This is a genomic window from Streptomyces sp. NPDC023157 (assembly GCF_055560575.1).
On sequence record NZ_JBVHIL010000007.1, the window covers coordinates 448,097 to 462,928 of the forward strand.

Annotated in this window: 16 protein-coding genes; 10 read left to right on the forward strand and 6 right to left on the reverse strand. The window is 72.0% G+C overall.

The window, feature by feature from the left end:
• Positions 1-46 precede the first annotated feature (46 nt).
• Positions 47-1,045: a TAXI family TRAP transporter solute-binding subunit gene (locus ACZ3ZE_RS26485; RefSeq protein ID WP_361177737.1), complete on the forward strand. Its 999-nt coding sequence runs from the start codon at positions 47-49 to the stop codon at positions 1,043-1,045.
• Here the strand turns inward: ACZ3ZE_RS26485 and ACZ3ZE_RS26490 are convergent.
• Both ACZ3ZE_RS26490 and ACZ3ZE_RS26495 read right to left on the reverse strand, forming a co-directional pair.
• Positions 1,024-2,484 carry a sensor histidine kinase gene (locus ACZ3ZE_RS26490; protein WP_467260950.1) on the reverse strand — a complete coding sequence of 487 codons (1,461 nt, stop codon included), beginning with the start codon at positions 2,482-2,484 and terminating at the stop codon, positions 1,024-1,026. The genes ACZ3ZE_RS26485 and ACZ3ZE_RS26490 overlap by 22 nt on opposite strands.
• 18 nt (positions 2,485-2,502) lie before the next feature.
• A complete protein-coding gene (locus ACZ3ZE_RS26495; protein ID WP_467260952.1) occupies positions 2,503-3,207 on the reverse strand; it encodes a response regulator transcription factor in 705 nt (234 codons plus the stop codon).
• A 318-nt stretch (positions 3,208-3,525) separates the two neighbouring features.
• Between ACZ3ZE_RS26495 and ACZ3ZE_RS26500 the strand changes: the two genes are divergently transcribed.
• From ACZ3ZE_RS26500 to ACZ3ZE_RS26535, 8 genes are all read left to right on the forward strand, one after another.
• On the forward strand, positions 3,526-4,311 hold the full coding sequence (locus ACZ3ZE_RS26500) for an amino acid ABC transporter ATP-binding protein (RefSeq protein ID WP_361630204.1): 786 nt from the start codon (positions 3,526-3,528) through the stop codon (positions 4,309-4,311).
• A gap of 87 nt (positions 4,312-4,398) precedes the next feature.
• A complete protein-coding gene (locus tag ACZ3ZE_RS26505; protein ID WP_361177729.1) occupies positions 4,399-5,316 on the forward strand; it encodes a glutamate ABC transporter substrate-binding protein in 918 nt (305 codons plus the stop codon).
• Positions 5,317-5,430: 114 nt separating this feature from the next.
• A complete protein-coding gene (locus ACZ3ZE_RS26510; RefSeq protein ID WP_361177727.1) occupies positions 5,431-6,078 on the forward strand; it encodes an amino acid ABC transporter permease in 648 nt (215 codons plus the stop codon).
• The gene (locus ACZ3ZE_RS26515) at positions 6,075-6,992 is read left to right on the forward strand and encodes an amino acid ABC transporter permease (RefSeq protein WP_467260954.1); all 918 of its coding nucleotides are present in this window, start codon (positions 6,075-6,077) and stop codon (positions 6,990-6,992) included. Before ACZ3ZE_RS26510 ends, ACZ3ZE_RS26515 begins: the two co-directional genes overlap by 4 nt.
• Positions 6,993-7,153: 161 nt before the next feature.
• Positions 7,154-8,803: an FAD-dependent monooxygenase gene (locus ACZ3ZE_RS26520; protein WP_467260956.1), complete on the forward strand. Its 1,650-nt coding sequence runs from the start codon at positions 7,154-7,156 to the stop codon at positions 8,801-8,803.
• 47 nt (positions 8,804-8,850) lie between these two features.
• A complete protein-coding gene (locus ACZ3ZE_RS26525) occupies positions 8,851-8,922 on the forward strand; it encodes a putative leader peptide (protein WP_317852217.1) in 72 nt (23 codons plus the stop codon).
• Between the two features lie 76 nt (positions 8,923-8,998).
• Complete coding sequence (locus tag ACZ3ZE_RS26530; RefSeq protein ID WP_361177721.1) at positions 8,999-9,529, forward strand: cupin domain-containing protein; 531 nt, start codon at positions 8,999-9,001, stop codon at positions 9,527-9,529.
• Between the two features lie 29 nt (positions 9,530-9,558).
• The gene (locus tag ACZ3ZE_RS26535) at positions 9,559-10,017 is read left to right on the forward strand and encodes a rhodanese-like domain-containing protein (protein WP_467260973.1); all 459 of its coding nucleotides are present in this window, start codon (positions 9,559-9,561) and stop codon (positions 10,015-10,017) included.
• A gap of 79 nt (positions 10,018-10,096) precedes the next feature.
• Here the strand turns inward: ACZ3ZE_RS26535 and recX are convergent, their stop codons facing one another.
• The 4 genes from recX to ACZ3ZE_RS26555 all read right to left on the reverse strand — a co-directional run bounded on the left by recX (position 10,097) and on the right by ACZ3ZE_RS26555 (position 13,699).
• Entirely contained in the window at positions 10,097-10,663 is a 567-nt protein-coding gene (recX, locus tag ACZ3ZE_RS26540; RefSeq protein ID WP_363292192.1) for a recombination regulator RecX, read from the reverse strand.
• A 4-nt stretch (positions 10,664-10,667) separates the two neighbouring features.
• Entirely contained in the window at positions 10,668-11,807 is a 1,140-nt protein-coding gene (gene recA, locus ACZ3ZE_RS26545) for a recombinase RecA (protein WP_361177717.1), read from the reverse strand.
• Positions 11,808-12,069: 262 nt separating this feature from the next.
• The gene (locus tag ACZ3ZE_RS26550; protein WP_442304942.1) at positions 12,070-13,203 is read right to left on the reverse strand and encodes an AI-2E family transporter; all 1,134 of its coding nucleotides are present in this window, start codon (positions 13,201-13,203) and stop codon (positions 12,070-12,072) included.
• A gap of 301 nt (positions 13,204-13,504) precedes the next feature.
• Positions 13,505-13,699, reverse strand: a complete 195-nt coding sequence (locus ACZ3ZE_RS26555; protein WP_046911781.1) for a DUF3046 domain-containing protein — start codon at positions 13,697-13,699, stop codon at positions 13,505-13,507.
• 79 nt (positions 13,700-13,778) lie between these two features.
• Between ACZ3ZE_RS26555 and ACZ3ZE_RS26560 the strand changes: the two genes are divergently transcribed.
• Positions 13,779-14,699: a hypothetical protein gene (locus ACZ3ZE_RS26560; RefSeq protein WP_361177715.1), complete on the forward strand. Its 921-nt coding sequence runs from the start codon at positions 13,779-13,781 to the stop codon at positions 14,697-14,699.
• Positions 14,700-14,832: the final 133 nt, after the last annotated feature.

The window sequence follows — 14,832 nt, forward strand, 5'->3', positions numbered from 1 at the left end:
GGGACCGCCCTGGCCAGGACGGGGAGCGAGCTGGCAGGATCGCGCCATGCTCCCCGCGCTCACCCGTACCGCCCGCCGCCGTGTCCTGAAGGTCTCGGCGGCGCTCCTGGTGCTGGTGGGCGCCCTGGTGTGGTGGCTGGTCCCGTTCGGCGCGAAGACGCCGAGCGGGCACGTCACCTTCAGTACGGGCGTGCCGACGGGCGTGTACCAGCGGTACGGGGCGCTGCTCCAGCAGGCCCTCGGCCGCGATCTGCCGGACGTCTCGATAACGCTGAGGAACAGCGAGGGCTCCCAGCAGAACCTGGCCCGGCTCGCGTCCGGCGAGGCGGACTTCACCATCGCGACGGCGGACGCCGTGGCCCAGTACCAGCGGGACCGCAAGCCCGGCTTCGAGCGGTTGCGCGGCTGCGCCCGGCTCTACGACGACTACGTCCAGCTGGTCGTGCCGAAGGGCTCGGCCGTGCAGTCGGTGGCCGATCTGCGCGGGCTGCGGGTCGGCGTCGGGCAGCCGGGCTCGGGCGTGCGGCTGATCGCCGACCGGGTGCTGGCGGCGGCCGGGCTCACCCCGGACGTCGACATCCGTCCGGTCTCGGCCGGCATCGACACCATGCCCGGCCTCCTGGAGCACAAGCGGCTGGACGCGTTCTTCTGGTCGGGCGGGCTGCCCACCCAGGCCGTGCAGGCCCTGTCGGAGCGCTCCCCGGTCCGGCTGGTGCCGCTGGACGCGACGCTGGTGGAGAGCCTGCACGACGTGGGCGAGTCCACCCGCTACTACCGCTCGGCGGTGATCCCGGCCGACGCGTACGGGCTGGCCCAGGACGGCAACCCGGTGGACACGCTGGCGGTGGCGAACATCCTGGTCACCACGGACGCCGCCGACCCGGACCTGGTGGAGGGCATCACCCGGACCGTGATCGGGAGCCGGGACCGGATCGGCGGCCAGGTGCACCCGGCGCAGCTGGTGGACCTGCGGACCGCGATCTACACCGATCCGCTCACCCTGCACGAGGGCGCCCGGCGGTACTACCGCTCCGTGAAGCCCTGACCGCCGGGACCGCTCCGGGTGGTCAGGTTCCGCGTCGCCTGCCGGCGCGGCTCGTCGCGGGGGACGGTGACGGTCACCTTGAGGCCGTGGGGCTCGTTGCAGGTGAAGGCGACGGCGCCGTCGCCGGCCGCGAGGAGGACCCGGGCGATGGAGAGGCCGAGGCCGGAGCCCTTGACGTTCTGGTGCAGGGTGGAGCGCCAGAAGCGGTCGCCGACCCGCTCCAGCTCCTCGTCGGTGAGGCCGGGCCCGTGGTCGGCGATCTCCACGGCGACGGTCCGCCCGCCGGGGCTCAGCGCGACGCCCACGGTGACGTCCTCGCCGGCCGGGGTGAACTTCAGCGCGTTGTCGATCACCGCGTCGAGGGCGCTCGACAGCGCCACCGGGTCCGCCCAGGCGGTGACCGGGGCGGTGTCGGCGACGATCGTCACGCCCTTCTCGTCGGCGACCGGCCGCCAGGAGGCGACCCGCTCGGCGGTGAGCGCCCCGATGTCGGTGAGCCGCAGATCGGCGTCGACGTGCTCGGCGAGCGCGAGGTCGAGCAGGTCGTCGAGGACCTGGGCGAGCCGCTTGCCCTCGGTGCGTACGGAGGCGATCTCCTCGTTGCCCTCGGGCAGTTCGAGGGCGAGCAGCTCGATGCGGAGCAGCAGTGCGGCGAGCGGGTTGCGCAGTTGGTGGGAGGCGTCGGCGACGAAGGCCCGCTGCTGTTCGAGGACGTCCTCGACGTTGTCGGCCATCTCGTTGAACGCGCGGGCCAGGCGGCGTAGTTCGGGCGGCCCGCCGGCGGCGGCGACCCGGGACTTCATGCGTCCGGTGGCGATGTCGTGGGTGACGGCGTCGAGGACCCGGACGGGTCGCAGCACCCAGCCGGTGAGCCGGAAGGCCGCGCCGACGGCGAGCAGCATGGCCGCCGCCTCGCCGGCGAAGATCAGCAGCCAGCCGTGCAGGATGCGGGTGCGCAGCTGCCCGGTGGGCGAGTCGGTGACGACGACGGCGACGACGTCCCCGTCCCGTACGACCGGGGAGGCGATGGTGAGCCGGGCGTCGCCCTGCCAGGGCCAGACCTGTGGCGGGTCGTGGCTGCGGCGGCCGAGGAGGGCCTCGTTGAACGCGCGCCTGCCCTCCCCCTCGTACGGTACGACCCAGTCCTCGGGGGCGGCGGCCATCGCACGGTTGTTGCGGTAGAAGATGCCGGCACGGATGCCGTAGACGTCGTGGTAGCTGGCGAGTTCGCCGCTGAGGGTGGTGCGACGCTCGTCGGGGCCGATGACCGTCTCGCCGACGAACTGCGCGAGCGCGGCGAACCGGGCCGCGTCGTCCAGCCGGTCGACGACGACCCGCTGTTGTTCGGAGGCGGCGAGGCTGGCGGCGAGCGGGAAGCCGAGGGCCAGCAGGACGCCGGCCATCAGGACGATGAGGAGCGGGAGGAGTCGGGTGCGCACGTGCCGGCGGGTCCGGGGTTACGCGGCGGGCGCGACCAGGCGGTAGCCGACGCCCCGCACGGTCTCGATGAGGGCGGGCATGCGCAGCTTGGAGCGCAGCGAGGCGACGTGCACCTCCAGGGTGCGGCCGGTGCCCTCCCAGTTGGTGCGCCAGACCTCGCTGATGATCTGCTCGCGGCGGAAGACCACGCCGGGCCGCTGGGCGAGGAGGGCGAGCAGGTCGAACTCCTTGCGGGTGAGGGCGACGGCGTCGCCGTCGACGCTGACCCGGCGGGTGGGGAGCTCGACGGTGACCTGCCCGAGGCGCAGGGTGCTGTCCTCGGCCGCTCCGGCGCCGTCCTCGCCGGCGGAGGTGCGCCGGCTGACCGCGTGGATGCGGGCGAGCAGCTCGCCGGTGTCGTAGGGCTTCACCACGTAGTCGTCGGCGCCGAGGTTGAGGCCGTGTATCCGGGACCGTACGTCGGCGCGCGCGGTCACCATGATCACGGGGGTGGTGGTGAGCTTCCGGATCCGTCCGCAGACCTGGTAGCCGTCCTGGTCGGGCAGGCCGAGGTCGAGCAGGATCACCCCGAACGAGGGGCGCTCGCCGTGGGCGGCGGGCAGGACGGCCTGCAGCGCCTCCTCGCCGTTGCGGGCGTGGGTGATCTGGAAGCCGTGCCGGGCGAGGATCGCGGAGAGCGCGGCGGCGACGTGGTCGTCGTCCTCGACGAGCAGCAGTCTCATGGCCCTCCTCCGTGATCTCTTCGATCGGTTCCGGTCGCTTCGCGGGGCTCCTCGTGAGCTCGTTCCGGGTCCCCCGGCGCCGCGTGATGACTATCTGTGTACCAGGGCATGAACGCCGATGGCCACGGCCACAGTCAAGTTCCTCCCCGTTAAGAGCGCGTTTCCGTTATGCACCCGGTACGACCCCGGGCGTCCCCTTCACGCAGGGTGTCCGCTTGCGACCGGATCGTTATCCTCAAACTTCGCTCAGATGTGATGACGGTCCTCACACCCGGTCTCTAGTGTCCTCCCCAACCGAGCAGGACGGAGCCAGAGCCGATGAGCGGAGTGTCAGTGACCAAGGGTTCCCAGGACGCCGTACCGGCCGTGGACGACCTGGTCGTGCTGTCCGACGTGAACAAGCACTTCGGCGCGCTGCACGTGCTGCAGGACATCGACCTGACCATCGCCCGCGGCGAGGTCGTGGTGGTGATCGGGCCTTCCGGGTCCGGCAAGTCCACGCTGTGCCGCACCATCAACCGCCTGGAGACGATCGACTCCGGCAGCATCACCATCGACGGGAAGCCGCTGCCCCAGGAGGGCAGGGAGCTGGCGCGGCTGCGGGCCGATGTCGGCATGGTCTTCCAGTCGTTCAACCTCTTCGCGCACAAGACGGTGCTCGAGAACGTGATGCTGGGTCAGATCAAGGTCCGCAAGACGGAGAAGAAGGCCGCGGAGACCAAGGCCCGCGACCTCCTCGACCGGGTCGGTGTCGGCGCCCAGGCCGACAAGTACCCGGCGCAGCTCTCCGGCGGCCAGCAGCAGCGCGTGGCGATCGCCCGCGCCCTCGCGATGGACCCGAAGGTCATCCTGTTCGACGAGCCGACCTCGGCGCTCGACCCGGAGATGATCAACGAGGTCCTGGAGGTCATGCAGCAGCTGGCCCGCGACGGCATGACGATGGTGGTCGTCACCCACGAGATGGGCTTCGCGCGCTCCGCCGCCAACCGCGTGGTCTTCATGGCCGACGGGAAGATCGTCGAACAGGCCACCCCCGAAGCGTTCTTCAGCAACCCGCGCAGCGACCGGGCCAAGGACTTCCTCTCGAAGATCCTTCACCACTGACGGCGCACGGCCGCGACTCCTTGGTCGCCCCCGGGCGATGTGCTGCACACTGACGATCAACTACCCACGACCTGAGGGATGTTCACGATGAAGCTCCGCAAGACCGCGGCCGTGGCCGTTGCCGTACTCGCGCTGACCGCGACCGCCTGTGGCGGCAAGGAGGGCTCGGCCGGCGACAAGCCCGCCACGAAGCCCGGCGACGCCGCCGCCCCCAAGCTGCCCACGTACGCCGTCGCGAGCGGTGTGGACCTGAACTCCCCGACCTTCAAGAAGGCCAAGGAGCGCGGCAAGCTGATCATCGGCTCCAAGGCCGACCAGCCGTACCTCGGCTTCGAGGACCAGGCCACCAAGGAGCGCTCCGGCTTCGACATCGAGATCGCGAAGATGATCGCGGCCGAGCTCGGCTTCTCCCCCGACAAGATCGAGTGGAAGACCGTCAACTCCAAGCTGCGCGAGACCGCGATCTCGACGGGCCAGGTCGACTACTACGTCGGCACCTACACGATCAACGACAAGCGCAAGGCGCAGGTCGGCTTCGCGGGCCCGTACTACAAGGCCGGCGCCGACCTCCTGGTCCGCAAGGACGAGACCACGATCACCGGTCCGGAGAGCGTGAAGGGCAAGAAGGTCTGCTCGATCACGGGCTCGACCCCGCTCCAGGAGATCAAGAAGCCGCAGTACGGCGCGGAGACCGTCGAGCTCGGCAAGTACTCCGACTGCGTCCAGCAGCTGCTCACCAAGCAGGTCGACGCCGTCACCACCGACGACTCGATCCTCAAGGGCTACGCCGCCGCCAACAAGGGCAAGCTCAAGGTCATCGGCAAGCCGTTCACCGAGGAGCCCTACGGCATCGGCATCAGCAAGGAGGACAAGGTCCTCCGCGACAAGGTGAACGACGTCCTGGAGAAGTTCGAGAAGGACGGCACCTACAAGAAGATCTACGAGGCCACCCTCGGCCTCTCCGGCTCCGCCTACACCGAGCCGCCGGCGGTCGTGCGCTACTGACCCGCCCGCGCGTGAGCGCCCCGTACGCGCCGCACCCGGTGCGCTGCGGGGCGCCCCCGCCCCTGCCCGTACGCCCGCTGCCCTCCTGCCGCTGACTGCCGACGCGGAGTCCTCATGAACGTACTGCTCGACCATTTCCCGGAGTTCCGCGACGGATTCATAGGAACCGTGTCGATCACCGCCGTCAGCTCGGTCATCGCCCTGGTCCTCGGCATCGTCATCGCGGGCTTCCGGGTGTCCCCCGTCCCCCCGCTGCGCTTCTTCGGCACCGCCTGGGTGACGCTGCTGCGCAACACCCCGCTGACCCTGCTCTTCCTGGTCTTCTTCTTCGTCGTCCCGGAGATCCTCTTCCCGGGCATGAGCCCCTTCGTGCTCGCCTCGCTCGCCCTGGGCCTCTACACCTCCTCGTTCGTCTGCGAGGCCGTCCGCTCCGGCATCTCCACGGTGCCGCTGGGCCAGGCCGAGGCCGCCCGCTCGCTGGGCATGGGCTTCTCGCAGACGCTGCGGCTGATCGTGCTCCCGCAGGCCACCCGGACCGTGCTGCCCCCGATGAGCTCGATCTTCATCGCCCTGACCAAGAACTCCGCCATCGCCGGCGCCTTCAGCGTCACGGAACTCTTCGGCTGGCAGACCCTGATGAGCGAGCAGGGCTACGCGATCGCCCCGGTCTTCCTCTGGGTCGCCATCGCCTACCTCGTCATCACCTTCGCCATCAGCGGTCTCTTCCGACTCCTTGAGCGCACCATGGAGGTCGCCCGATGAGCGCCAGCGTTCTCTTCGACGCCCCCGGCCCCAAGGCCCGCGTCCGCAACCGGATCTACGCCGTCCTCGGCACGCTCGTGATCCTCGCGCTGCTCGCCGTCAGCGTGGTCCGGCTGAACGCCAAGGGGCACCTCGCCCCCGAGATGTGGGACATCTTCAACTACTCGGGCATCCGGCAGAACATCGCCGACGCGCTGCTCGCCACGCTGAAGGCCTTCGCTCTCGCGGCCGTCGGCTCGGTCGTCCTCGGCGTCCTGCTCGCCGTCGCCCGGCTCTCCGACCACAAGCCGGTCCGCTGGGTGGCCACCGGCTTCATCGAGGTCTTCCGCTCGCTCCCGCTGCTGATCACCATCTACGCGGTGTGGGTCGCCTTCCTCACCGACTACTCGATGTGGGCGCTGGCCCTCGGCCTGTCCATCTACAACGGCTGCGTCCAGGCCGAGGTGCTGCGGGCCGGCGTGAACGCGGTGCCGCGCGGACAGCGCGAGGCCGCGTACGCGCTCGGCATGAGCAAGACCCAGGTGATGACCAGCGTCCTGCTGCCGCAGGCGGTCCGGGCCATGCTGCCGACGATCATCAGCCAACTCGTGGTGACCCTCAAGGACACCTCGCTCGGCTACATGATCCTCTACCCCGAGCTGCTCTACTCGGCCCAGCTGATCGCCTCCAACACGCTGGTCAACGGCCAGTACCCGTACGTCTCCGTGATCGTGGTCTTCGGCGTCATCTACATCGCGCTGTGCCTGGCGCTCTCCGCGCTCGCCACCTGGATCGAGAAGCGCGGCCGCAAGGCCAGGACCGGCATCACCGTCGCGCCCGCCGAGGCCCCGCGCGGCGAGGCCGCGCCGGAGGCGGAGATGACTGCCGGTGACACCACCCGGCCCACCGACGGCCCTGCCGACACGAAGAACTGACGGTATGTGACATCATCCGGGGGCAGTGGCGACCGCCGCTGCCCCTGTCACTTGACGCGCGCACCCGCAGTGGGTTGCATACGTTCTGTGATCAAGCTCCGGGCCCGCGCCACACTCCGCTGTGCTTCCCGCACGCCCGTACGGCCCTCAGGAGCGACGCCGTGGACCCGGTGATCATCGTGGGTGCGGGGCCCGTCGGCCTCGCGCTCTCCCTCGCCCTGGCCGCCCAGGACGTCCCCAGCGTCGTCCTCGACGAGAGCGCGGGCAAGGAGGAGCCACGCCCCGCCCGCACCGTCGTACTGCGCGCCGACATGGCCGCCCTGGTGGAACGCCTCGGCTGCACCACCCTCCGCGACGAAGGGGTCCGCTGGGTCGGCTGGCGCTCCCTGCGCCGCAAGCAGCAGACCCGGCACGTCGCCCTCGACCTGGGGCTCTCCGGGGACGCCGGCGCGGCGGACGGGACCGAGGGCCCGCCCGCGCCGCTGCACATCCCCCAGCACGCCCTCGCCCGCGGCCTGCGCGACGCGATCGCCCGCCAGAAGCTCATCACCCTCGTCACCGACGCCCGCGTCGACACCGTCGAGCAGGACGCGCACGGGGTCCGCGCGCACACCCGGGGCCCGGACGGCACCTGGTGGCGGGGCAGCCACCTGGTCGGCTGCGACGGCGCCCGCTCGACCGTGCGCAAGCTCCTCGCCGTGCGCTTCCCCGGGCGGACGGCGGTGGAACGGCACGCGGTCGCCGCGCTGCGCACCGAACTCCCCTGGGCCGGCGAGGCCCTGCTGCACCGTCAGCCGCCCTGGCGCGGCGCCGGCGAGGAGATCACCGCCCGGCCGCTGCCCGACGGGGTCTGGCGGATCGACTGGCTGCTGCCGCCGCGCGGCGACCTGGTCACCCCGGACGCGCTCGTGACCCGCATCCGCGACACCCTGGCCGGCTGGTGCGAGGGCACCACCCCGCCGTACGACCTGATCGACACCGGCGTCCACACCGTGCACCACCGGCTCGCCCGGCGCTGGCGCGTCGACCGGGTGTTCCTCGCCGGGGACGCGGCACACCTGCTCGGCGCGGTCGGCACCCAGGGCTTCGACGAGGGACTGCGGGACGTCGACAACCTGGCCTGGAAGCTGGCCCACAGCTGGCACCACCGGGACGCCTCGCCCACGCTGCTCGACAGCTACCAGAGCGAGCGCCGCGCGGCCGTCGCGGCACGGCTGCGGGCGGCCGACCAGTCGCTGCCGGCGCTGCGCGGCGGCGGGGGGCTGCGCACCATCCTGCCGGGCGGCGGACGCGGTCACGACGCCCTGCTGACCGAGGGGCACCTGGGGCGCGGCCCGCTGGGCGCGCCGCCCGCCTATCCGCACTCCCCGCTGGCCGCGCCGGCGTCCGAGGGCCGCATCCCGGTGGGCACGCCCGACGGGGCGCCGGCGGAGGACGTCCGGGTGACGGCGCCCGACGGCACGACCGTGCGACTGCGGGACCGGCTGGGGCAGGGGCGGCTACTCGTCGTCCTCGTCGCCCCGGGGACCGGGGTGTGGGACCGGCGGCACTGGATGAGCGCCGGCGTGATGCCGCGGCTCGCCGAGGCGGTGGACGCGCTGCCGGCCCCCGCCGAACTGCTGGTGACGGAGGGCTACCCGGGCGCCCCGGCCCACGCCGTCCTGCTCGTCCGCCCGGACGGGCACCTGGCCGCAGCCTTCGCCGGGGTGCGCCCCGAGGAACTGCACGCCGCGGCGGACGCGGTACGGGGCGGAAGCCCGGCTGTCGAGGGCGTGTCCACGGACAGCGCCCGTACAGCGGACGTCAATTGACCCTCGCAGGCGCACATGGTGTACTCCGGAACGTGACCGACACCGATGTGCGCCTGTGGCGGAGGGTCCATATGGACCTGGTCCGCTACGCGGGCTGCATGTGTCGCCCGTCCTGCTGAATTCGCCTCCCTCTTCCGCTTCTTCGCGCGCCCGCTCGGTCGTGCGCGCTTTCGCGAACCCTCAGGACGGTCCCCCGTGTCCCAGACACAGCACGCCCCCACGCCCGTTTCCGGCTCCCCCACCGCGGCCGATCTGCTGGACTTCGTCCAGCGCACGGCCGCCGACACCGAACTGATCGCCTCGCTGCCCCTCGACCCGGAGGGCCGCACCTGGATCCGGCTCGACGGGCCCGGCGGGAGCGAGGCCTGGCTCATCGGCTGGCCGCCCGGGACGGGCACCGGCTGGCACGACCACGCCGAGTCCCTCGGCGCCTTCGCCACCGCGCGGGGCGCCCTGACGGAGCACTCCCTCGCGGTGCGGCTGCCGGCCGGTGGCTGGAAGAACCTGGAGCTGGCCGACGGGCTGGACCGCCACCGCGAACTCCCGGCGGGCAAGGGCCGCGCCTTCACCCGCCACCACGTGCACGAGGTCCTCAACGAGTCCACCACCACCCACGCGATCTCGGTGCACGCCTACTATCCGCCGCTCCCCTTGATCCGGCGCTTCAGCCGCTCGGGCGCGGTGCTCCGTCTTGAGCAGGTCGAGCGGCCGGAGGACTGGCAGTGAGCGAGGGGACGAGGGGCCGGGTGGCCGATGTGACGCACGGCCGGGCGACGGGCGAGGCGCTTGGCGGGCCGACCGGCGAACGTGTCGGGATCGACGAGCTGCTTGAGCGGGTACGGGCGGGCCTCGACCGGATCGACGCGCGCACCGCGTACGAGGCGTACGAGGCGGGGGACGCGCTCCTGGTCGACACCCGCTACGCGGCGCTGCGCGAGCGGGACGGCCTGGTGCCGGGCGCGCTGATCGTGGAGCGCAACGAGCTGGAGTGGCGGCTCGACCCCCTGGGCAGCCACCGCGCCCCCCAGGCGTACAGCCACGACCTGCGTGTCGTCGTCTTCTGCAACGAGGGGTACGCCTCCTCGCTGGCCGCCGCGTCCCTGCGGCAACTGGGTCTGCACCGCGCGACGGACGTCATCGGCGGCTTCCAGGCCTGGAAGGCGGCGGGCCTCCCGGTCCTGCTGCCGGCGACGGGGGCGACCCGGAGCCACTGAGGGCGGCCACGCGCGCGTCCTGGTCCGGCGGACGCGCGGGCTGAGCGTGGGCGGGGCAGGGCGGGCGGGGCCCGTGGGCCTAGAAGGGTTCTTCCAGGCCGTCGGTGTCCTCGCCCTCCTCCTCCAGGGCCTGCCGGACCACCCGCAGGGCCATGCCCTCCGGGTAGCCCTTGCGGGCGAGCATCCCGGCGAGGCGGCGCAGCCGCCGGTCGCGCTCCAGGCCACGGGTGGCGCGCAGCTTGCGGTCGACGAGCTCGCGGGCCCGGGTCTCCTCCTGGTCGGAGTCGAGCCGGTCGACGGCCTCCTGGATGAGCGAGGCGTCGACGCCCTTGGTCCGCAGCTCGCGGGCGAGGGCCCGGCGGGCGAGGCCCCGGCCGTGGTGCCGGGAGTCGACCCAGGCGCCGGCGAAGGCGGCGTCGTCGATGAGCCCCACGTCCTCGAAGCGGGAGAGGACCTCGTCGGCGACCTCGTCGGGGATCTCCCGCTTGCGCAGGGCGTCGGCGAGCTGCTTGCGGGTGCGGGGGGTCCCGGTGAGCAGGCGCAGGCAGATCGCCCGCGCCCGCTCAGCCGGGTCCTGGGACGACAGCTCCTTCTCGGCCCTCGACGAGGCGGGGCTGTCGTCCGGCCATTCGGTGCGGCCGGTCATCGGTTCAGCTCTTGGCCGTGGTGGCCTTGGTCACCTTGGTGGCCTTGGCCGGCGCCGGGACGGCCTTGGCCGCGTCGGCGTCCGCCGCGCCCGCTTCGGCGGAACCGCTCGCGGCGTCCGCACCCGGCTCGGCCGAGGGCTCCTCGGGCCGGACGCCGACGCCCAGCTTCTCCTTGATCTTCTTCTCGATCTCGTTGGCGAGGTCGGGGTTGTCCTTCAGGAAGTTACGGGCGTTCTCCTTGCCCTGGCCCAGCTGGTCGCCCTCGTACGTGTACCAGGCGCCGGCCTTGCGGACGAAGCCGTGCTCCACGCCCATGTCGATCAGGCCGCCCTCGCGGCTGATGCCCTGGCCGTAGAGGATGTCGAACTCGGCCTGCTTGAAGGGGGGCGCGACCTTGTTCTTGACGACCTTGACGCGGGTGCGGTTGCCCACCGCGTCCGTGCCGTCCTTGAGGGTCTCGATGCGGCGGATGTCGAGGCGCACGGAGGCGTAGAACTTCAGGGCGCGGCCACCGGTCGTGGTCTCCGGCGAGCCGAACATCACGCCGATCTTCTCGCGGAGCTGGTTGATGAAGATCGCGGTGGTCTTGGACTGGTTGAGCGCGCTGGTGATCTTCCGCAGGGCCTGGCTCATCAGCCGGGCCTGGAGACCGACGTGCGAGTCGCCCATCTCGCCCTCGATCTCCGCGCGCGGGACGAGCGCGGCGACGGAGTCGATGACGATCAGGTCGAGGGCGCCGGAGCGGACCAGCATGTCGACGATCTCGAGGGCCTGCTCGCCGTTGTCCGGCTGGGACAGGATGAGGTTGTCGATGTCGACGCCCAGCTTGCGGGCGTACTCGGGGTCGAGGGCGTGCTCGGCGTCCACGAAGGCGACCTGGCCGCCGGCCTTCTGCGCGTTGGCGACGGCGTGCAGGGTCAGGGTCGTCTTGCCGGAGGACTCCGGTCCGTAGACCTCGACGACACGGCCACGCGGCAGGCCGCCGACGCCGAGCGCGACGTCCAGGGCGGTGGATCCGGTCGGGATGACCTCGATCGGCTCCATCGAGCGCTCGCCCATGCGCATCACGGCACCCTTGCCGAATTGCCGTTCAATCTGTGCGAGTGCGGCGTCGAGCGCCTTCTCGCGGTCGGTTCCTGCCATGGGTTCCACCCGGTTTGCTTGAGTCGATCGCTTCATGTGAAAGACGCTAACCCCTGCCACTGACAATGGGCCCCGGCGTCCCTTCCGGCCTGTGGATAACTCGGCGAAAACCCCGGGATTCCAAGGCCCTGCTTCTCATGAGAATGGATGTTCGATTTTCGTGTCAAGCGCACCACGCCGGGTCGGCTTCGCCCCGTGATCAGGGGTTCTGTCACGCCGTGGCGACGAGCTGCGAGGGGTCGTGAAGCCTCCGGCGGCGCCGCTACCGCCGCCCCTGCTCCGCCTGCTCCTTCTTGTGGTGGAGGGCCTTCTGCAGGCGGGCGACGACGGCCTCGCCGTAGCGGCGGTGGCCGTGGACGCGGGGGTCGTCGGTCACGTCGTACCGCTTCACGTACGCGCCGAGGAAGGCCTGCAGGGTGGCGACGGCGGGGATGGCGATCAGGGCGCCGACCGCGCCGAGGAGCGCGGTGCCCGCGATGACCGAGCCGAAGGCCACCGCCGGGTGGATGTCCACCGTCTTGGAGGTCAGCTTCGGCTGGAGCATGTAGTTCTCGAACTGCTGGTAGACCACGACGAAGATCAGCACCCACAGCGCGTACCAGGGGTCGACGGTGAACGCGATCAGCATCGGCAGCGCGCCCGCGAGGTACGTGCCGATGGTCGGGATGAACTGCGAGACCAGGCCGACCCAGACGGCGAGCGCCGGCGCGTAGGGCACGCCCAGGATCTCGAAGAGCACGAAGTGCGCCACCCCGGAGATCAGCGCCATCAGGCCGCGCGAGTAGAGGTAGCCGCCGGTCTTGTCGACGGCGATCTCCCAGGCCCGCAGCACCTCCGTCTGGCGGGCCGGGGGCAGGACCGAGCAGAGCGCGCGGCGCAGCCGGGGACCGTCGGCCGCGAAGTAGAACGAGAACAGGAAGATCGTCAGCAGCTTGAACAGGCCGCCGAGCAGGGTGGTGGAGACGTCCAGGACTCCGGAGGCGCTGTTCTGGACGTACTTCTGCAGCCAGTCGGAGCGCAGCACGCTGTCCTGGACCTCGACCCGGGACAGCTCGGTGTGGAAGTGCTGGTTGGTCCAGTTGATCAGGGAATCGAGGTACTTGGGGAAGTTCTCGACCATGTCGACGATCTGGCCGGCGAGCATCGAGCCGAGCAGCACCACGAAGCCGACCCCGACGACGAGGACGGCGAAGAAGACGATGAAGGTGGCGAGTCCCCTGCGCATGCCGCGCGCCGCCATGCGCCCCACCGCCGGCTCGATGGCGAGCGCCAGGAAGAAGGCGAGCAGGATGTTCACGAGCAGCCCGATGAGCTGGTGGAAGGCCCAGCTGCCGAGCTGGAAGCAGGCGAAGAGGGCGAGGGCGAGCACCAGGGCGCGGGGAAGCCAGCGCGGCATTCTCGCGCCGAGGGCCGGGGCGGCCGCCGGGGCCTCCCCGGCGCCGGCGGCGGACAGCACGGCGGTGCCCGCAGGGGCGGGGCTCGGCCCGTCGTGCCGGCCGGCCGCTACGGCGGCGCCGGCCGGGACCGGGGTCGCCTGCCCGGCGGGCGTCGTCCCACGGGGGGTGCCGGCCTCGGCAGGGGTGTCGTGAGTGCCGGAGGTGCCGGCGGGGTCGTCACGGGTCTCGTCGTTCGCGTCGTCGGTGGCCACCCCGCCAGTCTCGCGCACCGTCCGGACATTCCGGCCAGGGGGCGTCACATCACCGTTTCTCGGCCGGTACGCCGACGGCCGAGCAGACCGCCCGCCACACGTCCTTGGCCTCCCAGCCCGCGTCCAGCGCCTCGTGCACCGTACGGCCGCCGAGCTCGGCCATCACATGGTCCTTGGCGAAGCTCTCGGCGTAGCCCGCGCCGAAGTGGTCGGCCATCCGTTCCCAGAAAATCGTCAACCGCATGAGCCCAGTATCGCGCTCTCAAGGGTGCAGCCCGGGCCGAAGGCCTTGTCAGACGCGGTTTGACCCCTACCGTCGGAACATGGCCGGAAAACCCCCAGAGAACGCCTCTCCCCTCGCTCGGGCCGAGCACTTCGTCTGGCTGACCGCCCGCGTGCTCGAACAGCGCCGGTTCGCCTACCACTTCCTGCGCGGCGGCGCCGACCCGGTCGAGGCCGCGCTCGCCGCCTACCTCAACGAGGACGGCGGCTACGGCCACGCCCTCGAACCCGATCTGCGCGGTCCGGTCAGCCAGCCGCTGCACACCGCGCACGCCCTGCGGGTGCTCGACTCGATCGGCCGCTGCGGCGGGCTGCGCGTCGAGCGGATCTGCCGCTATCTCACCGAGGTGTCGACGCACGAGGGCGCGCTGCCCGCGATCCACCCCTCGCAACGCGGCTACCCGGCGGCCCCGTTCGTCCCGATCGTCGACGGGCCGCCCGGCGCCCTGCTCTCCACCGGGCCCGTGGTCGGGCTGCTCCACCGCAACCAGGTCTGGCACGCCTGGCTGTTCCGGGCCACCGAGTTCTGCTGGGCCGCCGTCGAGTCCCTGGAGAAGTCGCACCCGTACGAGGTCCAGGCGGCCGTCGCCTTCCTCGACGGGGTACCGGACCGCTCCCGGGCCCAGGCGGCGAGCGACCGGCTGGGGCGCCTGGTGCGCGAGCAGCGGCTCGCGGTGCTCGACCCGGACCGGCCGGAGGACTTCCCGGTGGCGGACGGGTACGCGCCTGGAGAGTGGCACTATCCACACGACTACGCGCGGGTGCCGGACTCGCTGGCCCGCCGCTGGTTCACGGACGAGGAGATGTCCCGCTCCCTGGACCGGCTCGCGGCGAGCCAGCAGGAGGACGGCGGCTGGCCGATCGACTGGCGGCAGTGGGCGCCGGGCTCCGCCCTGGAGTGGCGCCCGATCGTGACCGTGGAGGCGCTGCGGACGCTGCGGGCGCACGGCCGCGCGATCTGACCGGCGGGGCCGGGGGGGCCGGGGGCCCCCCCCGGGGGGCGGGCGCGGCGGGGGGGGGGGGGGCCGGAAGTGGGAACCGGCCCACCCCCCCAGCCGAGGGGCCCGCCCCGGCCCAGGGAACCCCCCCCCCGCA

Coding starts and splice junctions, on each gene's coding strand:
- ACZ3ZE_RS26485 (WP_361177737.1), top strand. CDS start 47: ATGCTCCCCGCGCTCACCCGTACCGCCCGCCGCCGTGTCCTGAAGGTC.
- ACZ3ZE_RS26495 (WP_467260952.1), bottom strand. CDS start 3,207: ATGAGACTGCTGCTCGTCGAGGACGACGACCACGTCGCCGCCGCGCTC.
- ACZ3ZE_RS26500 (WP_361630204.1), top strand. CDS start 3,526: ATGAGCGGAGTGTCAGTGACCAAGGGTTCCCAGGACGCCGTACCGGCC.
- ACZ3ZE_RS26505 (WP_361177729.1), top strand. CDS start 4,399: ATGAAGCTCCGCAAGACCGCGGCCGTGGCCGTTGCCGTACTCGCGCTG.
- ACZ3ZE_RS26510 (WP_361177727.1), top strand. CDS start 5,431: ATGAACGTACTGCTCGACCATTTCCCGGAGTTCCGCGACGGATTCATA.
- ACZ3ZE_RS26515 (WP_467260954.1), top strand. CDS start 6,075: ATGAGCGCCAGCGTTCTCTTCGACGCCCCCGGCCCCAAGGCCCGCGTC.
- recX (WP_363292192.1), bottom strand. CDS start 10,663: ATGACCGGCCGCACCGAATGGCCGGACGACAGCCCCGCCTCGTCGAGG.
- recA (WP_361177717.1), bottom strand. CDS start 11,807: ATGGCAGGAACCGACCGCGAGAAGGCGCTCGACGCCGCACTCGCACAG.
- ACZ3ZE_RS26550 (WP_442304942.1), bottom strand. CDS start 13,203: ATGCCGCGCTGGCTTCCCCGCGCCCTGGTGCTCGCCCTCGCCCTCTTC.
- ACZ3ZE_RS26555 (WP_046911781.1), bottom strand. CDS start 13,699: ATGCGGTTGACGATTTTCTGGGAACGGATGGCCGACCACTTCGGCGCG.
- ACZ3ZE_RS26560 (WP_361177715.1), top strand. CDS start 13,779: ATGGCCGGAAAACCCCCAGAGAACGCCTCTCCCCTCGCTCGGGCCGAG.